We start from the raw sequence: 26,684 nt of genomic DNA, 5'->3' as shown, positions 1-26,684 counted from the left end.
ACAAGTTTTATTAAAGTGAAAATAATTTACGTGATGGATCCAATTTGTGGATGGTGTTACGGTATATAGAAAATACAAAGGCATTAGGGTTTTTCTGCGATGTGGTTGTGATGTAAAGTTTTTGGTGCTTTTTTCATAGTATCACAAAATGAAAAAAACCCGTAAATCGTACGATTCACAGGGTTTTGCTCTTTTTTGTATCGCTACTTGCGGAGAAAGAGGGATTAATTCTTAATCCCCGAAGGGGGAGTAGACTCAAACAAAAACCCCGTCCTTCGTCCTTGTTTTTTTGTTTTAAGCAAGCTTTTGGAAAGAGAGGATTACCTCCGCTACGCTCGGGTGTTCCCTTCAAGGGGAGGCGGTTCATAAAAAAGACACCGTTACTGCGTAACGTTGCTTTTCGTTTTCCGCTTTTTGTGCTTACGAGCGAGCTCGACGCCAAAAAGATGTAAAATGAAAAAACCCGACTTAGGTCGGGTTTCTTTTTTTTGGCGGAGAAAGAGGGAATACCCCTATATTCTGTATGATTTATAAATAGGGGCTTTCAACGTTTTTAATTTTTGTGCGCACCTAATTGACCGAGTCTTAAATCTATGATTTTTTACTGATGAACATTTTAATTGTAAATCGAAGATAAGTAATTTTATTTTAAAGGAGATTTGTAAAGAATACTCAATTTTAAATCATTTTATTTGAATTTAGAGGTGTCCTATAAAGCGGAAGCCTACACTAGCCCTGACAGTCTAATTTTTCAAAAGAAAAAAAGAAAGACATCTCATTCATGAAGAGTTTCAAAATATAAATTGCTTGAAAAAAACACAATCCGAGGGTGTGCCGTGAACTGTGTCACATAAATTAATTACACAATAAAAACGTAAATTAGTATTATGAATACAGATAATAAAAACACGGGATTTGATTTTGATAGTTTCAAAGAAGAGGCTATGGCTGGATTGTACCAAGGCAAGAAAATGGGTGGGCCTGATGGCATTTTTGCACCTCTTTTGAAACACTTTCTAGAAACAATGATGGAAGGTGAACTGGAACATCATTTAGCGGAAGAAAAGGCAAAAGGGGTAACTAATCGGCGCAATGGCAGGACAACTAAAACAGTTCGAAGTATGCAATCTGGTAGTTTTGAACTTGAATCTACCAGAGATCGCAATGCAACTTTTGAACCTAAGATACTTCCAAAAAGGCAACTTATCGTTACGGATCAATTAGAAGAAAACGTAATATCTTTATATGCCCGAGGCAGTAGCACACGTGATATTGCTAGCTTTATCATGGAAATGTATGGTATGGAGATATCCGCTAGTGAAATTTCCCGCATTACCGATAAGATTATTCCGGCTATGAACCAGTGGCGTGATCGGCCTTTAGAATCTATATATCCTTTCGTATTCCTAGATGCTATGCATTATAAAGTTAAAGATCAAGGAAGTATAACTTCACGTGCTGTCTACAATATTCTAGGCATAAATCAAGAGGGCAAAAAGGAACTCATTGGTGTATATTTATCAGAAAACGAAGGAGCAAAATTTTGGTTATCAGTTTTAACTCATCTTAAATCACGCGGGGTACAAGATATACTTGTTGCCTGTGTAGATGGTTTAAAGGGCTTTCCGGAAGCTATACAAGCTGTTTTTCCAAAGACACAAATACAACTTTGTATTGTGCATCAAATAAGAACAAGTCTTCGCTTTGTGCCTCATAAAGACAAGAAAGCTTTAGCTGCAGATTTAAAGCCGATTTACACCGCTGTTAGCGAAGAACAAGGCTATGAAAGGCTTTTAGAGTTTGAAGAAACCTGGGGTAGTAAATATCCATTAGCAGCTAAAGGATGGATGGATAATTGGGGCCATTTATCTACTTATTTTGATTTTGATCCGCACATAAGAAAGGCTATATACACTACTAATGCGATAGAGGCCATGCATAGACAGATTAGAAAAGTAACTAAAACCAAAGGAGCTTTTACCTCGGATCAATCATTGCTTAAGCTAATATATTTAGTCATTAAAAATGTTTCTAAGAAATGGACGATGCCAATTCACAATTGGGGTTTGACTATGTCGCAGCTTTATATTAAATTTGGGGATAGGCTACAGCCGTAAAGATCCTCCTTTTTCTTAGCTCTGGGACTTAAGTCCCAGAGCTAAGAAAAAGGAGATGACACAGTTTGTGTTACACTCCCCACAATCCTTAAGATAGATGTTTTTTCAAACACCCGTAAGACTTAAATATGGATTTATGATAGGCCAGAAACATAACGTACGGATCATTTTATTTTTTTTGGGAATATATTCTGTGTTATCTTATATATTTACTTTTTTTTAATTCTGATTTAACCCTCTTTCTAACTAAACGGTGAGTATGGGTAGTTTTTATTTTTCTTCTATTATAGTCTTAACTCTTTTGTAAAGTTCATTTGATAAGTTTCTATAACCTTCGTCATTTGCCAAATATTTTAGCGCCCTATGATGTCCTAGGTCTGAAGGAATATCATTAATTGATTGCGTTATTGGTATTACGATTTTACCAAGCGTATGGGCAATTCCTGTTTCGTACATAACGTTCGGATTTCTTTCGCTAAAATCAACGATAACTATTCTTGAGCAAAATATTATGTCAAAAATATCTTGTATAATAGTTGAATTGTCCCATATGTCATCGGCCCTTAAACATTCTAATCCCAAATGGTCAGCCACTCGCTTAATTGCTTCATATGTTCCTCGATAAGCTGGACTAAAAGGCATCATTACAGAGATTAATTTTGAATTTGTTGGCATTTTAGGTATTATAAATACAGAAGGTGTGAATGTTATTTGTTGTATTGCTTCAACTTCACTAATACCAGTTGAGATAAATTGCCCCGTTAGAGTTGTTAGTAAAAATTGCCCATCTGCCTTTTCTTTAAGAATGAGTTTTGAGGTTTTAATTGCCTTGTTTACATCCTCCACAGCCTTTTTATGGTCTAATTTTTCATCAAACATAAAATAATCGGGGTTCACTAAAGATATAATTATTTTTATTAAATCTTTGTTTGGTAAATTTTCGTGTTCACTTGATTGTTCATTTAGTTTATTTAAAACATCTTGAACCCAAGAATGTCTTGTTGAGCCATCGTGAACAAAGTCAAGGTCGTTATCTATGAAAAATTTTGTTAGTTTAGAGGATGAACGATATGGAAAGTGATTAAAAGCTTCATTTCCACATATCATTTCTGATAACTTCAAGGGAGTGTAACACAAACTGTGTCATCTCCTTTTTCTTAGCTCTGGGACTTAAGTCCCAGAGCTAAGAAAAAGGAGGATTTTTACGTATCCGCCCGAGCAACCACATGTTTCATAACATAGTGTAAGGTATTAAGTTTGCTTGAAATAATAAAGAGATGAGCAAACAAGAAATTATGTACTCTCATGTAGAGGATTGGAAAGCAAGTGGATTAACACAATCAAAGTATTGTGAAAGTGCAGGAATTAACTTGGCGACATTTAGCTATTGGGTAGTAAAATATAAGAATAAGACAGTTGAAGATGGAGCAAGCAACTTTATAGCAATAGGTAAAACATTGAAAACAGAAGGTACAGAATACGAAATCGTGTATCCTAATGGAGTGAAGCTTCGTGTAGAAACGAAAGACTTAAGTGATCTTTATTCATTAATAAACCTTGTGTAATGTTTAGTCTGAGTAGTAGCCACCAATTCTATTTATATAAATCAGCATGCGATATGCGCAAGAGTTTCGATAGTCTTTGTGGTCTTGTTCAAAACGAATTGAATCAAGTAGCTCACAATGGAAGTGTCTATGTCTTTATCAATCGTCGCTGTAACCAGATGAAGCTTTTGCATTGGGAAACAGGTGGATTTGTGTTATATCACAAGCGATTAGAACAAGGAACTTTTGCCTTTCCTTCTCATAACAAGTCACAAATCAGCTGGAGTGATTTAGTACTAATGATAGAGGGAATACAGGTGATAAAAAGTAGTCAAAAAAGGCGATTTTCCACGGGATAAAACAGCCTTAATCCTTGTGTAAATAAGGCTTTTGACGTATATTTACTTCATGGAAATAGACTTAGAAAACTTATCGAAACAAGAACTTTTGGCGCTTTTAACTAAAGCTCAAAAGACTATTTCCAAGCAAGAATCTGAACTTAATACAGAGAAAGAAAAATCAGCTGAACTAGAACGTCAAGTAAAACTACTTCAACGCATGAAGTTTGGTCAATCTCGAGAGCGTTTCGAGGATCCTGATCAGACTAAATTACCTTTAGATGTTGATCCAGAGGTAATACAAGAACAAGAAGAAGTAATCAAACAAGAGATTACTTATTCTCGTACAAAGAAAAAACACCCAGGACGAGCTAAACTACCAGATCACCTGCCCGTAGAAGAAGTACATATCTATCCTGAGGGAGACCTATCAGGGATGATTTGTATTGGTAAAGAGATAACTGATATCTTAGACTACATCCCAAGTTCTTTTAAAATAAAGAGGTTCATTAGATATAAATACGCTACTCAGGATAAAGACAATCCACAGATAAGTATAGGAAGTCTTCCAGAGCGAATCATCGATAAAGGAATACCCTCTGAGGGACTACTAGCAACCATACTTGTTGATAAATATGTAGACCACCTTCCGCTATATCGTCAAAAGCAACGTTTTTCTAGAGAAAATATCGATATAGCTTCCTCTACAATAGATGGTTGGATAGTCCAATGTATGGATGCTTTAAAACCGCTGTATGAAAGCTTCTTTTTAGATGTACAGAATAAAGGTTATCTTCAAGTAGATGAAACCACCATCAAAGTCCTAGATGAGAAAAAGAAAGATAAGTCTCATCTTGGCTATTATTGGGTGTATCACGCACCTATATCCAAGCTCGTGATATTTAATTACAGCCCTACTCGTGCCAGTAGCGCTGCACTACCTGTATTACAAAATTTTAAAGGATACCTGCAGACCGATGGTTACGCGGGATATAAAGCCTATGGGAATAAGTCAGGTGTCACACATCTTGGCTGTTGGGCACACGCTCGTCGTGAATTTGAAAGAGCTTTAGACAATGATAAAACAAGAGCTCAACATGTACTTGTAGAAATACAGAAGCTATATGCTGTGGAACGACAGGTTAAAGAACAAAACTTAACTCCTGATCAAATCAAAGAGCTTCGTCTGAAAGAGAGTTTACCAATCATCAATGAACTTGGTAAATATATGTTTACTCAGATGAAATTAACTTTACCTAAAAGTCAAATAGGTAAAGCTTTTGCTTACTCACAAACTAGATGGGATAACCTAAGTGCGTATTTATACAATGGGAACTTACAGATAGATAACAACCTTGTAGAAAACGCAATCAGACCTGTAGCACTTGGGCGTAAAAACTATCTCTTTGCTGGTTCTCATGATGCTGCACAAAGAGCTGCTATGGCCTATACGTTTTTTGCTAACTGTAAAAAGCACGACGTTAATCCATACCAATGGTTAAAATATGTTCTTGAAAATATTCAATCCATCAACCACAAGAACATTACAGACCTATATCCTCATAACTATAAAACGTTAATCATAGACGCTGTAGAATAATGTTTATTCCTCACAAGATGTAATTGCTCGGGCGGGTACGAAGAAAACGTAATATCTTTATATGCCCGAGGCAGTAGCACACGTGATATTGCTAGCTTTATCATGGAAATGTATGGTATGGAGATATCCGCTAGTGAAATTTCCCGCATTACCGATAAGATTATTCCGGCTATGAACCAGTGGCGTGATCGGCCTTTAGAATCTATATATCCTTTCGTATTCCTAGATGCTATGCATTATAAAGTTAAAGATCAAGGAAGTATAACTTCACGTGCTGTCTACAATATTCTAGGCATAAATCAAGAGGGCAAAAAGGAACTCATTGGTGTATATTTATCAGAAAACGAAGGAGCAAAATTTTGGTTATCAGTTTTAACTCATCTTAAATCACGCGGGGTACAAGATATACTTGTTGCCTGTGTAGATGGTTTAAAGGGCTTTCCGGAAGCTATACAAGCTGTTTTTCCAAAGACACAAATACAACTTTGTATTGTGCATCAAATAAGAACAAGTCTTCGCTTTGTGCCTCATAAAGACAAGAAAGCTTTAGCTACAGATTTAAAGCCGATTTACACCGCTGTTAGCGAAGAACAAGGCTATGAAAGGCTTTTAGAGTTTGAAGAAACCTGGGGTAGTAAATATCCATTAGCAGCTAAAGGATGGATGGATAATTGGGGCCATTTATCTACTTATTTTGATTTTGATCCGCACATAAGAAAGGCTATATACACTACTAATGCGATAGAGGCCATGCATAGACAGGTTAGAAAAGTAACTAAAACCAAAGGAGCTTTTACCTCGGATCAATCATTGCTTAAGCTAATATATTTAGTCTTAAAAATGTTTCTAAGAAATGGACGATGCCAATTCACAATTGGGGTTTGACTATGTCGCAGCTTTATATTAAATTTGGGGATAGGCTACTGCCGTAAAGATCCTCCTTTTTCTTAGCTCTGGGACTTAAGTCCCAGAGCTAAGAAAAAGGAGATGACACAGTTTGTGTTACACTCCCCGAAGAAAATTCTTCTTGGCTCTTGATGTGTAGTTAGATTTAACTAAAATGGTTACGAAATCCCGAAACTTCTTAATGTATCAGCTATTTTAAGATCGACATAATATTTTTATACTTCAAGTAATTTTTTTATACTCATATTCAATGACTCACTATCTTCTTCAAAATTTAACGGGATACTACCAATTGATGGAAAAACTGGTTTTTCACTAAATAAATTATATTCTTTTTTATGATAAAAATCAATTCTTTTTTGAATACTAGGATATAACACAAATAATCCTAAAGGACTGAAATATCCACCTTTCTTATAGCTTATACCATGTAAATATTTCATTGATAAATCTGATAAATCATATTTAAAAATATTGTTTTGTTTTTTATATTTAGCATCAATAATTATATAACGTTTATTTTCCAATTCAATAATAAAATCAGGTTTTAAAACATGTGAATTATTTTTGACCGTTAATAACGAATCTGGAATAATTTCAAAATATAGATAGTGTATAACCCCGTTTTTGGTTAGCATAACTTTAGAAGGAAATTCGTCTTTGTTTTTTTCAATTATTTTAAATTCAAATTCTAGTTTTTTGAAAGAATCCATTAATTTAAAGAAACATGCCCTTTCAAATAGTTTATCCATTCTGTTTATTCCTTTGAAATATTTTTTTTCATTCGAAAAAAGAACATCTTTATATAAAAGCCACTCAATAAGATTCTCATAAACATAATTGTAATGTTCTTTTGACTCTATTTTATTGGTATTGAAAAATTCTAAGGTCTCAATAGTTACTGGAATATACTTATCTAAGAGGTATTTAATTTCGTCTAAATGTTCTAAAATAATATTTATTCTATTTAAACTTATTTTAAAAGAGTAATATTCAATTATATCTTCAAACTTAACTTGATTACATTTTTTTATTTTTTCTTTAAATTCAAACTTATTTTTTACTAAAAAACGTGTCAATTCACTTATGAACCCGTGAATCAAATGATTCTCATTTATATCTGTACTTTCTTCAAATTCAGAAGCAAGAATTTCCACAGGAGAGAAAAGTCTGTTTTTTATTAAAATTTTATTTGTATCATAAGAAACCGTAGGGTGCAAAACATCTAGATTATTTGCTAACCAAAACAACGAGTCCTCAGAAATATTTACTTCAGAGGAGTATGATAAAACTTCATTTTTCGTTTTTATTACTTTGATTTTATCAATACCAAAAAGTGCTAAATATTTTTTATTCAACTCATTTATAAAGGTTTCACAAAGATTTAGTAACCATTCTGTCTTGTTTTGATTATCAAATTTATCAGCTGTATGTTTTAGCAATGAATGTTTCGCCCAAATAGAAGTTCCTTTTTCTTCTACATAAGAAACTAATGATATAAATTCTTTTTCTTCAATTTTTGAAGATATAATATTAAATGAAATAGTAAGAATACTTTTCTCAAATTCATTATTATATAATGATATATTACAGAGACCTATAGGGTAATTGATAAACAACTTTGTAAATGATATTTCTTTACCAATTTTTTCAAAATATTCGTTGGTTAGATAATATTTTTCAAAGCTATCTTCAAACCCTTGTATTGCAAAATAATTTTTTATATCTGCGATATCTAGCTGGTACCAAAATTTAGTATTACTAAAACCAATAGCAGATAATCCAATTGGAATATCTGTTATTAATATAGTAAAATTAGTTAACTCTACATCACTTTCAATACAAATTGAAAAATTATCAACTTCGTCAATGGAATCAAAGTCGTTAAGTTCAATTATATTTTGATTATGTGCTTTTTTAAAACAATGAAATACATAATTTCCCATATTTCATTAATAATAAATATATTTAAAATGCTTTAATCCTTTTCCTCTTTGAATTATTTTATTTAGTAATTTTTCAGATTTCGACATTGCTTTATTGTTCAGAATTTCTTTTAGTCCTATAAGTACCTCTTCAAAATCCTCACCACGTCCATTTACTAAAGGTAATATATGTTGTGAAACAGCATAATCTAGAGCAGTATAACTATTGCCTTCCAATAAGCCCGTGGCAACTTTACAATATTTTGTAATTGCTATTTCTTTTCTTGGACTTATATTAATACCACTATTACTTGATTCTAATTTTTCTTTTATGAGTTTTAGAGTTCCGAGGATAATACCTTCATCTTCTTGCCATTTTTTTGTTTTGATAAATAAATTTTTCGAATCATAGAAATCATAAATAGTTTCCACATTTTCTAAAGTATCTTTTACATCTTCGGGATTCTCTGGTTTTTCTATCTGAATTATAGAAGCTCTGTCTATAAGCCTATTAGATAGTGTTTCTGTAGTATGATCGTGATTTATCGTTGCTATAAATCTAAATCCGTCACCAAATTCAATTTCTTCGTCATCAGAAATTTTAATTTTTCTCGTATAATTAGTGTCTGCAAGTTTAATAAAATCAGACCAATAATGCTCCATGGGGCTCAAATTGGCTTCATCGAGTAATACTATATAAGGAGAATTTAAATGGGCACTAGATTTCTCTAACGCTCCTTTTAATTTTGTTTTGGCAGGTTGAAATTTGTTTGTAAGAGGATTAAAAAAACCAATTAAATCTTTGGAAGAAGTCCACCCCTTTGCACAAGGAATTTCTAAATATCCAAAATTATCATTCAATCCATAACTTTTCGCTAATTTTTCGACTAACGAAGTCTTACCAACACCAGGTGCACCAGCAATAATTGTTAAAAATGATTGATTTATTGTTATCACAATGTTCGCTACATCATTAAATGATATATGCGATCTTCCTTGTTTTGACAACCGTTCTTTTACCTCTGATATCAATGATTTAGCATTATTTACTTCAAATTGGGGTATTGAAATTTGAGGTGTAACAATTTTTGAATTTAAATCTACTGATATATTCGGTTTTATATTTATACCATTTAGTAAATCAGTATACATTTTGGCTTCGGCTAATTTCACAGAGTGTTCCGTAGCAGATTTAGCAAAATTTTTATTTATCTCTTGTACGGCCACCTCTAGTTTTCGTACATCTTCTTCTTTCTTTTTTATTTGATCTTCATATACTTCTATTCTTGCTTCAAGCCTAGTAATCTTAATTGTTAATTCAGAGGAAATTTGACTTTCTTTTAAAAGTTTTTCGGTTTCTTCTAATTTTTCTTTTGAATTTAAAATCTTAGATATCCTTGGATATAATGTAGCATCTAAATAACTATGTTCTTGTTTTTTTAATTTTTCCTCTTCTAATTGAGAATTTAAATCCTCCAATTTAGTTTTAACTTCTTCTTTTAAATCTGCAAGTTCTTTCCCTTTTGAATCGCGGTCTTCTTTAAGAATTCTGTTTTCTTTTTCTAACTCTTCAACATTAATTGTATTATCAACTGAGTTATTGAACTTTTTATCATTTAAAACCCTTACAAGTTGTTCAATATCTTCCTCATCATTTTGTATGTTTTCAAGATATTGTGTGTATTTTTTCCATTTTAACTTATCTGTTTGAGAATCTAATGTTGATACTATGTTTTTTATTTCAGTTAAAGTCGATGCGATTTTTGGAGCTTTGTTTTGAAGTCTTTCAATCACCCACTTGTGAAGTTCATCTGTTGGAGTGAAATCTATAGGGTCTCCAATATTATTGCTTATAAAATCCTTGAAATTTGCTAAAAAAACATTTTTATCGTTATCAATAAGTATAAAGTTTTCAGCATTATTTATTTTAATACTAAAAATAATATTCCCATCAAATTCACTATAAATATCAAGAAACTCTAAAAATTCATCATCATTTTCAAAGTCATCTTCGTACGCACCAAACTTGGCTGCTTTTAATTCATTTCCATTTCTTTCAAATGGTCCATATAGAGTTTTTGTAACAACGTCTTCTAAAAAAAATATCCTGTTATTGATACCTTCTGTGGTAAACAATCTGTTTACATTTTTGTCGAATTTATTTTGATAAATTGGTATTAATTCATTGGGTGGTAACTTTCTAGTAGTACTATTATGAAAAGTCAAAATTTTAAAACAAGGATTCTTAGTGGAACTTCCTTCGTTGAAGGATGTTAAATCTGTTTCATAATTTTTTGTATTGTCTTGTAATTTATCTGAAGCAAATATATATAGATAATCATCTTCAAAATTATCAAACCCAGCTGTTATAAATATATTTCCACTATTTGGATAATCTTCATGATTTACTAATTTATAGTCATTATTTGTTACTTCGAAAAGAGGTTTTATTAAACCATTTTTTGTGCCATAAAACCCTTTTTCTTTCCTTGCTATTATATTCATATTTTCATTTATTACTTTCGATGTCTTTTTGTTACCCTTGACCTCATTAAATTTATTTTGCAAATAAAAACTCGTTATCATAAATTTTTACATTTGGGTTTGCGCCAATTTAAATACTTTCTCTAACCTAATATTCAATTTTTTTAAAACTTTGCTTTACTACCATATTACAGTAATTTACTATATCCCAATCTACAAACATACTACAAAACAATGGAATGTAAAGAATGAAGATGAGTAAAGGTGTAGGTTTGCTTACAATTGTTCGTCTGTTCCTTGTCGTGTCGTTGTGTGTTGGCTTTTATTTTGTCTTTAGTTGAACCGCTTTTTCTTTTTTGTCATCTGAAATTGGTAATATTTTAAATTCCACTTCTAAACCAATAGCTATTTTTTTAATAATTTCTTCTGTTGTGTTTATTCGAAAGTAAACAGATTTATTACCGTCAAATTTAATAAAACCGTCCGCACCCTTTTCGTCATTGTGTAAAATTCTGTCAATTTTCCCTGTTTGTCTTTGGGTTAAATTTTGTTTTGGTACTGTCTGTTGTGGATTAAAACTACTCCAGTATTTTTTTAGTTCTCTTTTTAAATCTGGTAATTTTCTAATTGCGATTTGTTCAAAAGAAAATTGACTTAATGCCAAAGAAACAGAATTTGGAACATTCCATTCTTGCTGCTGTCGCAGTAGTTTTGACAATGAGTAATGTTTAAAAGATAATTCCTTTTCATCTTTTAAAGCCAAAAGTTCAGCGATTAGTACAAGTAAACCAACTTTATATTCAAGGTCGCCAAAATTGTTGATTGCACTTATTGCAAACTTGAAAGCTTTTTCATTGTCTTCGTTTTCCTTATAGATTTGAGCAACTTCGTTTTGAATAAACCATTCCTTTTTACGTCTAAGAATTAAAAGCAATTCATTTAGTGCGTCAGCAGAATTGCCAAGATGTTTTTTTGATAATGCTATTCTTCTAGCAAACCAAACATCATTTGAATAGTGGAATTTTTCAAATGATTCAAGAGCAACTTTTGACAAATCGAAGCATTCTTGATAATGTTGCGTTTCAAATAGTGCTTTTGTTTTAAATGCAAACCAATCTTCTTTGCTTGATGCAAGTTCCATTGGCTTCTTTTCTCCTTTTCGTTCAACTTCTATGGTTCTGCATTCGGTGTCAAGTGAATCTGCAGAAACTAAATCACAAAACTTATTTACGACTGCCCAATTTACAGATGGTTTGTCTTTGAATTTTTTTAGCAAATATGAAAAGTTCTTTGGCTCTAAAACCACTTTATGTTGCTCAATGAAATTGAAAATAACATCATAATGATTTGTTTCAATTAAAGCTGAAAGCATCTCATAAACGATGTATTTGTTTAATCCGATTTTTTCAGGCGTAAATTCATTTTTGCCATCTTTGAAATACTTTAATGTCTCAGTAAATTTTTTCTCTTTGTTGAGTTTAGATATAGCTTGACTAAAGTCGTATAATGACGTCATAATTTACGCTTTGATTTGGTTGATAGCATTTATGAAAGTATTCCATATTGCTTGATTTGAATAATACTTTGCTGTGATTTTACTAAAAGCACCATCTCCATTATAATCAACTTCTAAGTCAATTTCTTCATTTTCTTTGCTAAACAATTTGATTCTGTCCTTGAAATTGGTTTGAATGATTTGAGTGAGAAATAAATTGTCCTTTTTCAGAACGTTTGAAAGAATTTCATACTGGTTCTTTCGCCAAAGGTCTTTAACAATGCCAAAATCAAAGGAAATACTTTTTGATTTTAGATGCTCAATAGTTTCACGCCCAAAAGCATTATCACCACCTGCCAAGGTAGGAAATCTGAATTTTCCTTGACCATTGTAACTGAATGAAATTATAGTTGTTTTTGTATTGCTTTTTAAACGGTAACGTTCTTGCCAGTTTAGGTTTTCAACTCTTTCTATTTCTGTGTCAATTAATTTGCTTAAAACAAAATCTTTAAATTCTGTTAAGCGGTTTTCTATTTCTTGGCTTTCGGCAATATAAAAAAACTCATTTGTTGCATTTCCATTATTGCTATCAACAAATTCAGTTTTATCAAATGGGCTTATTGGTTTGTAATTGATTAAAGAAACCTTTTTCCTTGCTCTACTAATTCCAGAATAAAGCCATCTGAAATGATTTTCATTTGTTGTTCCTGCTTTTTCAACGTTGAAAATTACTTCTTGCCATTTGTAAGACATTGATTTATGAACTGTCATTGCCCATCCAAAACGCAACAAAGCAAAATTTTTAAATTTATAATATTCTGTTGCTGGGTCTTTTCTTAATTTTGATTCAATATTTGAACGATGTTTTTTGCTTGCAGATTTAAACAGTCTTTTCTGTTCTCTTATATTTTTATCTAATTTAGTTTTGACCTTTTCGCCATTTTCAAATTTTTGCTTTAAATCTTTTATTTCAGTTTCCAGAAAAACATACTTTTCTGATTTTAAAATTTCTGAATATTCGGATGTTTTTTCAAATGGGTGTGACTTTATGTCTTCGGTAATGTATGAGTTCAAGAGAATCTTGAACGCTACTATTTCATTTTTAGATAATTCAGCTTTTGCATTTACCCTATAATTTTCTAAACTTAAAACAATAGCTTTTTGTCCAGTTTCATTGAGGGTTAAAGAAATTTCTCTAAAAGTTAGAACAGTTGATTCTTGGTTTTTTTTGGTTTTTATTGACTTTTCAATAGGTGTATTGTTTACTCCTGTAATTGTTGCAAATTGCCCGTTGTAAACCTTTTTTGGTTCAGTAAATGGGTCGTTTATATCTTCAATAGAAATGTTATTGTTGAATAGAACTAAATCATTTAGAGCAATATCTTCTCCGTTTTTGATTATTGACTGTTTAATCCAATAATTTACTTTTTGAGATTCTTCGTTGCTGAAACAAAGAATATGGCAATCAGTTTTGTTATAGATAATTTCAGAAACCGCCTTTGTAACATCTTCTTTTTGTAAAAAGCAAAAATTGTCGTCTGCGATGAATTGAAGTGAATTGAAATATTTGGTGCGGATTTTATCTACGCAAAACAAAGCGTTTTTATTAATTACAGAAAAGTTAGGTTTGTCTAATAGTTGATATGTGTTGGTTTTGAACTTATATACTTCTTCTAAATACAATGGATTTAAAGGCGATTCATCTGTTTTTCCTAATTGAAGTTGAAACGGGTCGCCAATGAAAATTATTTTTCTTTTAGTGTTTGCTGAATTTGTGAAATTCAAAAAATCCTTAAGTAAATAACCTGTTCCAAAAATTAAATCAATGGATTGATTAAAGGAATCTGAAACAAGTTGTGATTCATCAACGATGAATAAAGCATTGTCCGCGTTATCACAGTTTTTTAACGGAACCTCTTCAACTTGTATCTCTTCTGAATCATTCGTTTCGTCTATTTCTTCGCTGTTCTCTTTTTCTTTAGTTTGCTCATCTTCTTGCATAGTATTTTTCTGTCCGCCATAAATGTATGAGTAAATGCTGCTTACTCGTTCTAATCCACCAATTGTAAGTAAGTTGTTTGCTACTCTACTTGACGAAGCGAAAATTTCAGTTTCCTGTATTCCCATATTATAGGCAAGTTCTTGAATGAAAGAAATAAGAAATGATTTGCCACTATTTGCAGTTCCTTGTAAAACGAAAATTTGTTGTTCGGGATTTTCCAAAAATGCTTTTATTTCACTTAACGCTGAATGTTGGTCAGCATACAATTTTTTGAAATCAAGTGTTGCTGATTTATCTGCAAACACTTTTAATTTGTCTTCAAGTGGTTTGTCGTCAAAGTTAAACTTGTCAGCACGAAATACTTTTTTAAAGGCATCATAAGAATTTGGCGAAACGTTTACATCCTTGTGGGAAACATCAATAATATCCAATAAGCCTTCATGAAAGGTTATTTTGTCGAGAATGAAAAAGTTGAGTGCTTCGTTTGATGGAATTCGTCCGTACAATTCGGTTTCTTCTTGAAAACAAATTATTCTTACTGTATGGTGTGGATTAAATATGTCGCCTGTTTTCAGGTTTTTTTGAATGTGCTTGTTGTAAACTTCTGAAAATCGTCTTTTCTGATTTTTTAATTGAATGAACGGATTTATGGAACTACCGCCTTTGATTTGGTCGCCAGTTGCATTTGTCCAAATACCCATTTCAAAATTTCTTTCATTGGGGAGATTTATTTTACCGCTAAAATTTTTGAAGTCAATAATGCAAACTACTTGGTCGGTAATAAGTAAAGCGTCAATTTGAAATCTTTCGTCAACTTCACAAAATGGGCTTCCAATTAGAAGTCCAAAACGTCCATTGTCTGCGAAAGATTTATGTAAGTATCTAGCAAACTCTCTGAAAAATGTGTTTTCATAATTCTTTGAGTATGTGTTTTTTCTAACTTCTAACATTTTATTGAATTATGAGTGTTGTCGCGGTGTGGTTGAGGCAAAAGTAATGTGGTGAAACTGTGGGTTGGCTTGCACCTCTTTTGATTTTGCCGAAGTGTAGGCTTTTCTTTCCGTCATATTTCTGTCGTTCATTTGTTGTACTGTCGTCTTTTTATAATGTGGCATAACATGACGAAGCTTGGCGCATGTGGCGAAAAAATAAAGCCGGAACTTTACGATTAACCAAAACTAAGCAACGCCTTTTTGATTTTTAAATTTAATAAATAAATAGGAAATAGGCGAGTCCGACAAAAAATAAAACCAACCTAATAGTTTGCCTTTACCCGCCATTGCGCCAAACTTGTGTTAGCTGAAGGTATTATTTTTTAATGCTCTAATTTTAAATTTTCTATTTCAGTTTCAATAATTTTTAATTCTTCATCATTGAATTTTTCCTTACAACCAATGCTAATATAGAAATCAATATCTTTTGGATTGACTATTATCGCTTCATATTCTATATTTTCACTAGACTCTTTTAGCTGTTGACCTGACTGAGACAATTGAATAGCTAATTCTATAGCTTTAATATGTTCAATATTGGGGTTAAGTAACTTTATTTCGGCTATTTTTTTATTAACTTCAGAATTAAAACTATCTATTATTTGATATTCTTTTTTCGTAAAACTAGTACCTTTTTTTACTAGAAAAACTGACCTTTTTAAAGCATTAAAATTTGAATATGTGATTTTTACTTTACCGTTTTTTTCTGTCATTGAAGCTTTTAAAGATTCTATCATAAAAATATCAGAAAAACTTGGAACATAGTTAGGGTTTCTATCTAAGTTGATTATATCATTTCTATAGTATAAATTTAAAATATAAAGAGAAGCTAATGCTTTAAGTAAATATCTGATATTCCCTTTATGTAATGTTTCTAAATTTCTATTATGTTTAACTGCGTTGTAAGCAGAATAATAATCATCAAAGCTGTTTTTTTGGTATTTAAATGGAGTAAATGATTTATTTTCAGCATTTTTAAAATACATATTGTTAGATGAAACAACAACAATTTTTTCATCAATACAATACGTTTTAAATAAATATTTCAATCTACAACCATTTGTGATAGCTTTGTTACTGTCAACATTTGGGAGTCTTTTAATAAGTGTATCTTTTCCTGATGTTAATTCTTTTATTAAAGCTTCTATTTCAGTACAACATCTTATTAATAATTCTCCAATTTTTAGAGAATATGGAGGACTTTTTAATAAGCCTTTTTCTTTATCTTTAATGTACTCAAACTGATTGTCATCAAAGTATATATTGAATGAAAGTTCAATAACTTCTTTTTCTAAATTTTTATAAACAGGCCAATATAAATTTATCACTCGACATTTGTTTTTAGGTTAGATTTTTAATACTTTCAGCTAACGTTCTGGCGCAGTGGCGGATTTCGGAGCACAAAACTTTCATTTAACTACAAAAGTTGATGCGAGGTAGAATGTTTAATTAACCACTTCACCGGCCATTGAGCCAAACGCCTGTAACCGCCAGGTAGTTCTATTCAATTTCTAATAAGCCGAATTCTGCTTCTAATAAATCAATGCTTGGCGGAATTGTATCTTCGACATTCGGAATTGTTGTTAAATGCATTTTGTCTTCCTCTCCTTCATAATAAATTGAGCCGTCTTCATCACAATTTAGAACAAAACTAGTAAATGCAAATGCAAGAGATTTTTCTCCTTCAAATGAAATGTCTAAACTACTTGATGAAGAACTTGAAATTTTATTCTCACTCGAGCTGAATATATTTTCAATTTCGGGAATATTGAATTTAAAATCACTTTTAGAAGCCTTTTCTACCTTAATTGAAAAATTATTGCTAGTAATTATACTATCAACAATTATACACATCTCGTCTTCATCTAAAAATCTTTTATTTACTGGATGTTCTAAATTGAATTTTCGTTTAGACAATTCAAGACATAATTTTCCAACATCAACATAATTTCTACTAACGTTTTGAAATGAAAATGAAATTTTTTCTACACCCTCAAAAACAGAGTCTAAAGAAATGCCATTAGCACCAAAACCTTGAAGAAATCCACTCATTACTTGTAATCCTAATTTTGTATCAATAGATTTTGATTGGGTTGCAGATAAATTAGCCATTTGAGAATCCTTCAATTCAGGATTTATTTGGCTATCATCAGAGAGTAAATTTTCAATTTCTCCAATGTATTTGAATCTTTTGTTCTTTCCTGAATAGACGATTAATGGTTTAATTCTTTCTTCTGGTATTTTAATAGGATTTGCATTAAAAGTTTCCTTTAGGATTTTTAGTAATCCATCATCATTGCAAAGTTTAAACATATTATATTTTTTTTTTCGTTAGTCTAAAGTTTCTATTTCTAATACTGCTTTATATTTCCTAATATCAATACCATAGATACAATTTGTACTCCTTAATCCAAATGAAACAAGAGCTACGACATTATTATTTGTATTTATTATAGGAGCTCCGCTACAGCCTATATATTTACTATGAGAACCATATTTATGTGGCAATTCGAATACTAAGAATTCACCTTCAGTTCTTAGATATTTTAAATTGCTTTCTAATCGATGTTCAAAATTCATATGTCTACCTATAACTCCTTTAAATTTAATTTTACCATAAAATCCATATTTATCGGATATTGATGGTTCGAAATCTAAATCTGTTTCGAATACAGTTCTATTACTTTGAATTATTTCATTTTGATTAGTTATACCGATAAAATGGGTGGATTTAAAATCTTCAGGTAATTTTCTATACGTAAAATCTACAATTGTCGTTTCTGTAAAATTATTTGTTTCAGGTACAAGTTTAAACTGTGACAAACTTTGCATATTAACTGGCTGATGTGTAGTCCATAGTTCTCCATTTTTTTCCTCTAAATCATTTGCACCTACATTCCAAGTGCTTTCAGCTATGGAAGAGTGTGCAATAGAGATAATAAATAATTTACCTTTATATTTAATCAGGCAACCTGATGCGTTAGCAATTGGTATTTCATTACAATACTTCCATAAGGGGATACTGGCAAGTACAATATTCTTTTTCCAAGAATCACCAATTATTTCTTTCATTAAATCCATTTTAACTTCATTGTTGTTGTCTTACTTATATTTGGCGGTAACGTTCTCGCGCTACAAGCAGTTTGGGATTAAATCAGCGTTGTCTTTCGGATTTGTCAAATCATTTAAATACAAACCAATTTTTCCATTAAGCCAAATGTCCAAATTGCTTGTAGCGTGTGTTGTGCGTAGTGTATTGTCACAGAAACATCTCTTTTAATTCTTTAAGTGAAGTGGGCATTTTTTGTTTAGCGCTTAATTCGAATTCACTTTCATATTTTGTAAATAAAAATATAGGTATTGATATTTTTATTTTATGCTTAATTGATATTTCAGGGTCATTAATTTTCTCTTCTACTTTTTTTAGATTTATATTTGGATTATCTTTCGATTTTATCAATTTCAACATACCATTTAAAACCATAATTTCATCATTCGAATTGAGGTTTTCAAAATCATTTATTAAAGTATCTACTGATTTTTTTGGATATTCCTTATTAAGCCAATTTAAAACATTTTCAGAGTTGCAAAATGAAGATAATTCAATTTTAATTTCATCTATTTTTGCTATTACATTATTAAGATTAGTAGATAAAACTTCACTATTGGATTCTTGAATCACTTGATTTATAATTTGATAAAATTCAATGACTATAGCTAGCCATCGTTCAATCAACTCAAGGTAATTTGATTCTAATTCATTAGCAGTTTTATTTAATAGAATATTTTGTTTTATTCTTAACCTTTCTTCTGCAATAATTATAAATTCATTTCTATTGTAATTTTCTTTCGAAACTTCAATTTTTGATATTTTTAAAATATCATTTGTAAGATTCATTAGAAATTCTAATAATTCATTTTTACTTCTAGTTTTTAGTAAAGTTGTGCCTGTATATTTGTTTGTTTTTGATTCAATAGCAAAAATATTCATAGGTACTTTTCCTTTAAATTGACTTTTCAACTCCTTAAATTTCCCAATATTAGGAATAGCGTCAATCCATTTTTGGAAAACTTCGTAAAGAGATGCAATATCTCTTTCATCCAAATCAATTGGTGGTTTTTCACCTTCTAAATGTTGTAATAATTCTAATCTTTGGTCATCAGTAAATTCTTTGTCTGTTAATGAGCCGTTTTCTATGAAGTGTATAATATTACTTTCAAAAATATGGCCACCAATATTTGGATTTCCAAAACTTTGGATTAAATAATCTAAATAATCCTTAATTTCATTTATTCCTCCATCTTTATCAATAAAAGTTTCTAATGCGTATCCAAAATATTTAACATTGTTTAGAATTTGGTTAGGAATGAAATCAAATTTTTTCTTGTCAAATTCTCCCATTTCTGATAATTGTTTGTGTTCGTCACAACAATTAGGGAATTTTTCAAACCATTTGTTAGCATTTTCTGTAATTGAATTCAAAAATAATTCAGAGTTTTGAAATGCATCGTCTGAATTAAATCCTTGTAGCGGACTAGATTTAAATGGATGTAAAAAAATGATTCCACCTTCAATTTTAAACATTGGGCCGATTTTACTTATTGTGGAATATTTTGATTTACTTTCATTCATTGCATTCGGTTTTTTTCTTACATTACGCACAACATTGTTTTTTCACGAAACAGAATACAGTGTAGTTTTGTAAAACTAAATCTATATCTGTATTTCGTATAATGCGCTACCATAATAATTAAATTTCTGTAAATTAAGTGTTTAACAAACTAATTTGTTGTGGATAGCGAAACTATCCAAACTAAAATTGTTTTTTTAAAATATGGATAGCGAAACAATTAAATAATATTAATTTTTTTCAAACATATTAAAAATTTCTCTAATATTATTACGTAAATCCGTAAACTCGTCAATATTTTGAATCTATATACTATTTCAATAAAAACTATCGACTATGGAGCAGTTTTCCAGCCCTCTGCAAGAGCAAGTCGTTTTGAAAGCTCGAATGTAATTTCGAGTGCCTCAAAACATAACTTGCTGCTACCATAATGGTAATTTTTATTAGTATACTCCAAAGTATACTTTTCATAGAGCAAAACCTTGTAAGTATCATGTCTTTTATCTAAAAGTATACTGAAGGTATACTCAAGCCCTTTGTAACGTCAGTAAAAAGGCAAGTGACTAGGGCTCCGCCCAAGTCCTGCTTGCTTTTTTCAAAACCATGTATCATCCTTAAAAAAGGTAGGAGGTAAGTTGGTTTCTTAAATATTTGTTGATGTTTTTAAATGTATAATTACAGTCATACAAATTTGAAACTTTAGCGTTTTGCAAACGGTAGCTTTTATTTCTATGCCTAGAAATATAAATTTTTAAAAATGTAAAAGCATTTTTATATTTTTAAAAATTTAGATAACAAAACATATGGGTAAATCTATTCCATACTGCCGCGAAGGGTGTACAATTCAAAAATACTTTGGGAAGGATTTGACTTAAAGTTTAATGGATATTTGTAGAGATGTTTTTATTAAAGTGTTATCGGATTCAAAGCAACCTGTTTCTTTTTCGCTTAAATGTTTCATTTTTATTGTCTTCGTATCGGTCTTGTTTCGATGATAAAAGTCCATTTAAAATCCCTAAACTTTCAAAACTAAAAATCTCCACAATATCCTCGAATAGAGGAATATTCTCTAGAGAGGCATTTTCTAGAATTTCAAAATATTTTTCAGACTCAGACTCTTTTAAATTTTCTCCAATCTGATTCAATAATTCCAACGATTTTTTATCATCAACTTTATCATTTTTCATTGTTACAGAAAACAGGATTGTGTCTTTTAATTCTCTCTGATATTCAAACATTTGGTCAAAAAGGTTTTCGCTATTTTCTTTAAAAGAAAGATTATCAAATTGCCCAAATTTTGCTGAATGTTTAGCGTTTTTCCCTCGGGAATTATTCTTAGGGCTGAGTTTTATTTTGTTAGTAATATCTTTCCGACTAACTATTATTTGGATATGCATTTGTTCTCCTTGTTTTATGTCACCTGTCTTACTTTCTCCATTTTTTACTTTTTCATCTGTATTGGAGTAATATCTGAAGTGTTCGAGTTTTCCATACCAAAGTAGATTGCTTCCTGCTTTTATACTTTCTTTTTTAAAGTTTTGAGCGTATATATCCATAACTGAATTGGCGTACTCTTTTAGCTTTTCTTCTAGTAAATCGTGACCGTATTTTTCTTTTAAAAAGTGAATTTCTTTTTCACTAGGGCTTATGCTTACAAGGAAAAATTTAGCATCGCTGTGGCTTAGCTTTGCGATGTTATTATCAATTTTAACTCGTACTTCTTGATGGGAAACATCATGTCTACCACCAGTAAACCAAAGTTCCTTTTGCAGATTATTTGCTTTTAACTTGTTTTCCTTTTCTAAGTATTCAACGAGTTTAACGGAACTAGCTTTGTTATTTCCAGTTTCTGAATCGGTGATATTGATAAACAAAGCTTATATGTTTTTTAAGGATTGTCTTACGTAATTGATTAGCTCTTCTTTTTTGATGTTGGCCGATGTCCAGCCTATTTCTTCGCGTTCTTTTATGTAGTGCTCTAGTAAGATACTGAACTGTAATTTTAGTTGTTCTTTTTTCTTCATTGAGGCGATAAGTATTTTTATATCGTTTTGTATAATATCCGTATTCAGTGTTAGACGCGTAACTTTTTCGCCTTCAGAAAGTAGGTGTCTAGCTATTGATTCTAAGAATTTCTTATTATTTCCAGATACATTTTTCACAAGACCCATATCGGTAAACATAGGAAGTAAGAAATCTTTCTCTTGTTGTTTAATAATGGATATTATTCTGTTTAAACCCGAAGATAAATCTTTTTTTAAAACTTCATCCCCAACATCCGATGGGTCTTTTTTAGATCGATAGAAGTAATCAACCATTTGAGTAAATAGTTCATTTTTACTTCGTTTAAAGCCCAAGGCAAGTTTATCGAATTTTTCGTTTACTACTTTAAAAAACGAATGCTACAAGTATCGGATTGCATCATAATATCCTTTTATATTTATTCTTATAAAATAATTACAGTAAATCTTTGAAGTAAAAAACAGGTTACTTAATTTGTTGATTTTCAAAGTGAAAAAAAATAAAATGACATAGTGTCTAGGCATAAGATGGCAAAGGGTTCCTATACCTAGATTATGAAAAAAAAAGGCGCCTTTAAGGCGCCTTGATCTTCGAAGAAATTATATCTTTCTGAAGTTATAACTAAATGATCTAAAAGCATAAGACAACTTTGATAAGCGTCGTGAGAAGAATTTAAAAGTTTATAAAGGTTAATTCTTGGCTAAAATTCTTGGCAAAAGTATCAAAGTCATAAATGACTTTTTTTTTGTTTTAATTTTCTCTGCAAATAGGTGTCAAAAGACTGCATTGATTTACAATATCTATATCCATTTTTATTAAGATTAAATTGTCTTTTTTGATTTGATATTTCCTTGAAATATTCCTTTATTAATTGAGTAAAACAGTTTTTATCCGAACTGAAATATCCCTGAAATTCGATCAATGTAGATACGTTTAAAATTAAAACAGGTTTTATAGATTGAAAATCTTTTTTGAGTAATGTAAATTCATCAGAACATTGTTCATTAATAAATTCATTAGTTCCTAAAATATTATAATTTACATCATCAGTGAGTAAAATGGGATAGATATTTAACCTCTTTATGTTTTTTATATCTAAAATTTCGGTCACTTCAATTTGGTTTTTGGTATCTTTTAGCTGTTTTATTTGATTCAAAAGTTGATAAACACCTTTATTTTTACCTTGTTTTTCTTTTTGTGAAAGTAGGTTTTTTTCTATTTCGAGTTTATATGTTTCAAAGTTAAAGTCTTCTAAAGTATTAGGATGTATACTAGTCATTTTTGCTTCAATAATAAGTAAATCAGAAGTTGATGTTTTTACCAGAAAATCTTGATATTTTTTATCACCATAAACAATTTGTTTCTTATGTTTAAATGTTTTTTCTAGTAATAGCTTACATAGAAAATCCTCAAAGTAATTCTTTCCGAGATACGTCTGAAAGGCGTTCCAACTAGATTTTGGTTTTCCATTATATTCAAAAAAGCGGAAAAAAAATCCTTGATTAATTGTATACTGAAAATAATCAAAATCAAGTACTATTATTTCATCTTCCGTAATTTCAAATAAAGGTTTTGGAATAATAGTAAAATTCAATGTTATTTTTTTTTCTTTTGAAAGAAAATCTTTAGTAAGATACCATTCTTTTAGGAAATTGGTAGGTATAGAGTTTTTGCTTAAAACAAAAGTTAAGTTGTTTTTATCGGGTTGAATATATACATCCAATAAAAACTTGCAAATATTCCAAGGATTACCAATATCATATTTTTCGCATAAACTAGCAGTTAATTTTTTTAATTCTGTATCAATACTTAGAAATTTACATATCAATGCAAATTTTATAAAGTAAACGATTGGATGAGTCGATCTTATATATCCTTGTTGTAATACACTTAGTGTAAATACATCTTTAAAACTACTTAAATTATTCTCTATTTTAAAGTTATCATTATACTTTTTATTATAAATAAGAATTGTTTTGAATAGATCAAGCGCAAATTCTGAATAGGGAATATCTTTTTGTTGTATCTCATTATAATTGCTTAATACTTCTTTAATGAGTTCTGATATGTTTTGTGAAACAAAAAAACTGCCTGATCTTAACTTATTATCTAAATCGTCAATATTTTCTTTTACAATTGATAAGTCGCCAAAAAACACGTCTTCAAATATTTTATAATTAGAATCTGGAGTATTGAAATTCAAGATAATAGCATTTATTTCAGCAATTTTTATCAGAATATTTTTTGTAGAGTATTTTCTTAAAAAAATAAAATTGTCAGTTGGAACTTGTTTCTTAAAGATTTCATAATAACCATAGACTATCCCAAACTCTTTCATGATTCATTAATTTTTTGATTTATTTGTCTAAAATACAGAAATCATTGTTCGATAAAAAAAAATATCAATGAACTATTATATCAATGAAAACTTCAAATAACAAAGACGCTTATAAGGCGCCTTGATCTGCGAAGGAGTAATATCCTTCTGAGGTTATAATTAAATGATCTAAAAGAGAGATGTCAAGTATTTTGCTTGCTTCTTTAATTTTTCTAGTAATCTGCTTATCAGCTTCACTGGGAGTTAAATTTCCTGAAGGGTGATTGTGAAGTAATATAAAAGCGGTTGCATGGGCTTTTAAAAGAGCCGAGAAGATAATTCTTATATCCACAACAGTAGCAGTTATTCCTCCAGAGGATACTTCTAAAACTCCTAGTACTTTATTACTGTTCGAAAGAATCAGAACTTTAAATTGTTCTAATAATTCTATTTTATTGTTATCCCAGGCTTTTAAAGCTATTTGATACGCTTTGTCTGAAGATGAAATCTGAGGCCGTTGTGAAGCCTTTACTTTTGATTTGTAAATTAATTCTACTTCTGAGGCTACCAGCCAATCTGTTTGTAAAACTTTAGTTTCCATAATATTAAATTTTTAAATTAATTAGGGAACTACAATCGGTAATAGCTTAGCAAGCGCAAGAAGCAACGCAATAAAGCGAAGACTTTAGTCAAGCATTTATGGGGGAATTTCTTGTTAGCGAACCGCTAATCATTGCCTAAATTTGTGCAATTTTTAATAAAAATATCCCATTTCCTTTATGCATCTATAAAATCTAAAAACTGCTTTAATGAATCAATAGTAGAGCTATCTAAAATTAGATTATTGTCTTTCTGCTGGATATTCTTCTGAGTATAAGTAAGCAAAAAAGAATCTAGTTGATTAATTAACCCATTTAATTTAGGTGCATTTTCATTATTCGCATACAAAGCTAAACCGAGTAAAGTATTTAGATTTGAAGTATGGGGTAAAAAGGTTGTGTGAACAAGTATATACATCTGTAGCTTTATATATAAGCACCTATGTAGTTTATTGGTAGATATAAAACTTTCTTTTTTAGCTTGAACAATCTTCTTCTTAATAAGCTTATTAATCTTTGAAAGTGGATATTTCAGCCTAAACACACTCTCACCATAATCGCAATCATAGTTATCCATCCAATGAATCGAAGGATAGTATCCGTTGGAATAAATTATGTTTTCTTCTTTGACTACATCTTCAAAAAAGTGTATGTTTTCAAAACTGTACTCTTGTATGAAAAGTCTTGTGTGAGCGATAATCGTAAATCTAACATCATCATCTTTACAGCTAAAACGATCAATTACTTTTTGTACTTCATCAGCTTCTTCTTCAGTAGTAAGCACTAAAAGGTAAAAATGTTTGATTGTTCTTTCATTTAGGAAAGTTAGTGTTTCGTGAAATTTATAGATTTCTTCCACTCCTTTGACCGTAGTCAGAGGTAATAATTGGTCTATATATTGGAATGCCTTTTTCTTTTTTTCTTTTATCTTGGGCTTTATTTTATAAGGTCTTACGTCAAACTCAAACTTATCAAGTAGCTGTATAACCATTGTATGTAACTTCAATTGAACTTTCTCAAGTGCCAACGCCCAATCATCAAATCGTGCAGATTCAGGATCTCTATCGATTGCTTCTAATATATAGAATAGGTTCTCTTTGTTTTTCACAAGTAGTGTCTTTATCTGAGGAAATACTTGTTCGAGTAATAACAATCTTTCTGTTAGATTACACTGTACATTAATAGTCCCAAAGAGCATAGTTTCAATAGTCCCTACATCATGTTCGAAAAATTTCAAATAGAAATAAGTAGCGCCAAACTCTTCATCTTTATTAATACCACTACTGTATGATGATAGAAGATTATAGGTTTCTATGTATCTAAGCTTGAAGTTTTTTACATCAGAAGAATAACAATAACTACTTGGTAATTCTACATTATCATCTTTATAGAGTAAAAGCGTATCACCTAAGCCTAATTTTGTAAATGCTCTACCTGCTTTATCTTGTAATTCAAAATCGTTATCATCTAATAATACAATATAATAATTATTATCTTCTAAGAGTCCTTTAGTATATTCTTTACTAAATACCTTAGCAGCCACTTCTTTGTCTTTTACGCGAAGCCAGAGTACTTCAAGATTATTAGAAGAAGTGTAAACTCCTCCATACCAAATAGTAGTAACTTGTTTATTCGCGATACTACTTATTAGCTCTTTCTCAAGGTTCTCAGGGAACTTCTGCTCTTGTAATAATTGAAATTTAGTTTCCATA

At 30.5% G+C, this 26,684-nt stretch carries 19 protein-coding genes and 1 pseudogene; 5 read left to right on the top strand and 15 right to left on the bottom strand.

Annotation, left to right across the window (positions count from 1 at the left end):
• Positions 1 to 887 precede the first annotated feature (887 nt).
• Positions 888 to 2,117, top strand: a complete 1,230-nt coding sequence (locus ACQZ43_RS13290) for an IS256 family transposase (protein ID WP_430613168.1) — start codon at positions 888 to 890, stop codon at positions 2,115 to 2,117.
• Positions 2,118 to 2,387: 270 nt separating this feature from the next.
• Here the strand turns inward: ACQZ43_RS13290 and ACQZ43_RS13285 are convergent, their stop codons facing one another.
• Positions 2,388 to 3,239, bottom strand: a complete 852-nt coding sequence (locus tag ACQZ43_RS13285) for a hypothetical protein (protein ID WP_430613167.1) — start codon at positions 3,237 to 3,239, stop codon at positions 2,388 to 2,390.
• A gap of 155 nt (positions 3,240 to 3,394) precedes the next feature.
• On the opposite strand from ACQZ43_RS13285, the gene tnpA reads away from it, so the two are divergent.
• The 4 genes and pseudogenes from tnpA to ACQZ43_RS13265 form a co-directional block, all read left to right on the top strand.
• On the top strand, positions 3,395 to 3,682 hold the full coding sequence (gene tnpA, locus ACQZ43_RS13280; protein WP_430613166.1) for an IS66 family insertion sequence element accessory protein TnpA: 288 nt from the start codon (positions 3,395 to 3,397) through the stop codon (positions 3,680 to 3,682).
• On the top strand, positions 3,682 to 4,020 hold the full coding sequence (gene tnpB, locus ACQZ43_RS13275) for an IS66 family insertion sequence element accessory protein TnpB (protein WP_430613165.1): 339 nt from the start codon (positions 3,682 to 3,684) through the stop codon (positions 4,018 to 4,020). Before tnpA ends, tnpB begins: the two co-directional genes overlap by 1 nt.
• A 49-nt stretch (positions 4,021 to 4,069) precedes the next feature.
• Positions 4,070 to 5,599, top strand: coding sequence for an IS66 family transposase (gene tnpC, locus ACQZ43_RS13270; RefSeq protein ID WP_430613164.1), 1,530 nt, complete (start codon positions 4,070 to 4,072; stop codon positions 5,597 to 5,599).
• A 39-nt stretch (positions 5,600 to 5,638) separates the two neighbouring features.
• Positions 5,639 to 6,531: pseudogene (locus ACQZ43_RS13265) on the top strand (IS256 family transposase); the annotation flags it as partial.
• A 189-nt stretch (positions 6,532 to 6,720) separates the two neighbouring features.
• Here ACQZ43_RS13265 and ACQZ43_RS13260 read toward each other — a convergent pair.
• From ACQZ43_RS13260 to ACQZ43_RS13195, 14 genes are all read right to left on the bottom strand, one after another.
• Complete coding sequence (locus ACQZ43_RS13260; protein WP_430613163.1) at positions 6,721 to 8,451, bottom strand: hypothetical protein; 1,731 nt, start codon at positions 8,449 to 8,451, stop codon at positions 6,721 to 6,723.
• A 6-nt stretch (positions 8,452 to 8,457) separates the two neighbouring features.
• Positions 8,458 to 10,935 (bottom strand): AAA family ATPase, encoded by a 2,478-nt coding sequence (locus tag ACQZ43_RS13255; protein WP_430613161.1) that lies wholly within the window; start codon positions 10,933 to 10,935, stop codon positions 8,458 to 8,460.
• Between the two features lie 301 nt (positions 10,936 to 11,236).
• On the bottom strand, positions 11,237 to 12,430 hold the full coding sequence (locus ACQZ43_RS13250) for a hypothetical protein (protein ID WP_430613160.1): 1,194 nt from the start codon (positions 12,428 to 12,430) through the stop codon (positions 11,237 to 11,239).
• Positions 12,431 to 12,433: 3 nt separating this feature from the next.
• The gene (locus ACQZ43_RS13245) at positions 12,434 to 15,361 is read right to left on the bottom strand and encodes an NERD domain-containing protein (RefSeq protein ID WP_430613158.1); all 2,928 of its coding nucleotides are present in this window, start codon (positions 15,359 to 15,361) and stop codon (positions 12,434 to 12,436) included.
• A gap of 9 nt (positions 15,362 to 15,370) precedes the next feature.
• A complete protein-coding gene (locus ACQZ43_RS13240; RefSeq protein ID WP_430613157.1) occupies positions 15,371 to 15,493 on the bottom strand; it encodes a hypothetical protein in 123 nt (40 codons plus the stop codon).
• Positions 15,494 to 15,726: 233 nt separating this feature from the next.
• Entirely contained in the window at positions 15,727 to 16,731 is a 1,005-nt protein-coding gene (locus ACQZ43_RS13235; RefSeq protein ID WP_430613155.1) for a hypothetical protein, read from the bottom strand.
• Between the two features lie 172 nt (positions 16,732 to 16,903).
• On the bottom strand, positions 16,904 to 17,716 hold the full coding sequence (locus tag ACQZ43_RS13230; protein ID WP_430613154.1) for a hypothetical protein: 813 nt from the start codon (positions 17,714 to 17,716) through the stop codon (positions 16,904 to 16,906).
• Positions 17,717 to 17,734: 18 nt separating this feature from the next.
• The gene (locus ACQZ43_RS13225) at positions 17,735 to 18,475 is read right to left on the bottom strand and encodes a hypothetical protein (protein ID WP_430613152.1); all 741 of its coding nucleotides are present in this window, start codon (positions 18,473 to 18,475) and stop codon (positions 17,735 to 17,737) included.
• A 187-nt stretch (positions 18,476 to 18,662) separates the two neighbouring features.
• Positions 18,663 to 20,036: a hypothetical protein gene (locus ACQZ43_RS13220; protein WP_430613151.1), complete on the bottom strand. Its 1,374-nt coding sequence runs from the start codon at positions 20,034 to 20,036 to the stop codon at positions 18,663 to 18,665.
• A gap of 921 nt (positions 20,037 to 20,957) precedes the next feature.
• Positions 20,958 to 21,908 (bottom strand): DUF5712 family protein, encoded by a 951-nt coding sequence (locus ACQZ43_RS13215; protein WP_430613150.1) that lies wholly within the window; start codon positions 21,906 to 21,908, stop codon positions 20,958 to 20,960.
• Between the two features lie 3 nt (positions 21,909 to 21,911).
• Positions 21,912 to 22,391 (bottom strand): BfmA/BtgA family mobilization protein, encoded by a 480-nt coding sequence (locus tag ACQZ43_RS13210; protein WP_430613148.1) that lies wholly within the window; start codon positions 22,389 to 22,391, stop codon positions 21,912 to 21,914.
• Between the two features lie 392 nt (positions 22,392 to 22,783).
• On the bottom strand, positions 22,784 to 24,394 hold the full coding sequence (locus tag ACQZ43_RS13205; RefSeq protein ID WP_430613147.1) for a hypothetical protein: 1,611 nt from the start codon (positions 24,392 to 24,394) through the stop codon (positions 22,784 to 22,786).
• Positions 24,395 to 24,503: 109 nt separating this feature from the next.
• On the bottom strand, positions 24,504 to 24,974 hold the full coding sequence (locus ACQZ43_RS13200; protein WP_430613145.1) for a JAB domain-containing protein: 471 nt from the start codon (positions 24,972 to 24,974) through the stop codon (positions 24,504 to 24,506).
• Between the two features lie 176 nt (positions 24,975 to 25,150).
• Positions 25,151 to 26,683 carry a hypothetical protein gene (locus ACQZ43_RS13195; RefSeq protein WP_430613143.1) on the bottom strand — a complete coding sequence of 511 codons (1,533 nt, stop codon included), beginning with the start codon at positions 26,681 to 26,683 and terminating at the stop codon, positions 25,151 to 25,153.
• Position 26,684 lies beyond the last annotated feature (1 nt).

The organism is Flavobacterium sp. JP2137, assembly GCF_050562195.1.
In the GTDB taxonomy this organism is placed as follows: domain Bacteria; phylum Bacteroidota; class Bacteroidia; order Flavobacteriales; family Flavobacteriaceae; genus Flavobacterium.
Note: the sequence above shows the minus strand (reverse complement) of the source record. Positions and strands in the feature narration are given on the sequence as shown.

What these genes read in the sequence shown, in the direction of transcription:
- ACQZ43_RS13240 (WP_430613157.1), bottom strand. Translation starts at nt 15,493, where the DNA reads ATGAACGACAGAAATATGACGGAAAGAAAAGCCTACACTTCGGCAAAA.
- ACQZ43_RS13245 (WP_430613158.1), bottom strand. Translation starts at nt 15,361, where the DNA reads ATGTTAGAAGTTAGAAAAAACACATACTCAAAGAATTATGAAAACACA.
- ACQZ43_RS13195 (WP_430613143.1), bottom strand. Translation starts at nt 26,683, where the DNA reads ATGGAAACTAAATTTCAATTATTACAAGAGCAGAAGTTCCCTGAGAAC.
- ACQZ43_RS13220 (WP_430613151.1), bottom strand. Translation starts at nt 20,036, where the DNA reads ATGAATGAAAGTAAATCAAAATATTCCACAATAAGTAAAATCGGCCCA.
- ACQZ43_RS13205 (WP_430613147.1), bottom strand. Translation starts at nt 24,394, where the DNA reads ATGAAAGAGTTTGGGATAGTCTATGGTTATTATGAAATCTTTAAGAAA.
- ACQZ43_RS13225 (WP_430613152.1), bottom strand. Translation starts at nt 18,475, where the DNA reads ATGAAAGAAATAATTGGTGATTCTTGGAAAAAGAATATTGTACTTGCC.
- ACQZ43_RS13200 (WP_430613145.1), bottom strand. Translation starts at nt 24,974, where the DNA reads ATGGAAACTAAAGTTTTACAAACAGATTGGCTGGTAGCCTCAGAAGTA.
- ACQZ43_RS13230 (WP_430613154.1), bottom strand. Translation starts at nt 17,716, where the DNA reads ATGTTTAAACTTTGCAATGATGATGGATTACTAAAAATCCTAAAGGAA.
- ACQZ43_RS13260 (WP_430613163.1), bottom strand. Translation starts at nt 8,451, where the DNA reads ATGGGAAATTATGTATTTCATTGTTTTAAAAAAGCACATAATCAAAAT.
- tnpA (WP_430613166.1), top strand. Translation starts at nt 3,395, where the DNA reads ATGAGCAAACAAGAAATTATGTACTCTCATGTAGAGGATTGGAAAGCA.
- ACQZ43_RS13290 (WP_430613168.1), top strand. Translation starts at nt 888, where the DNA reads ATGAATACAGATAATAAAAACACGGGATTTGATTTTGATAGTTTCAAA.
- tnpC (WP_430613164.1), top strand. Translation starts at nt 4,070, where the DNA reads ATGGAAATAGACTTAGAAAACTTATCGAAACAAGAACTTTTGGCGCTT.
- ACQZ43_RS13255 (WP_430613161.1), bottom strand. Translation starts at nt 10,935, where the DNA reads ATGAATATAATAGCAAGGAAAGAAAAAGGGTTTTATGGCACAAAAAAT.
- tnpB (WP_430613165.1), top strand. Translation starts at nt 3,682, where the DNA reads ATGTTTAGTCTGAGTAGTAGCCACCAATTCTATTTATATAAATCAGCA.
- ACQZ43_RS13250 (WP_430613160.1), bottom strand. Translation starts at nt 12,430, where the DNA reads ATGACGTCATTATACGACTTTAGTCAAGCTATATCTAAACTCAACAAA.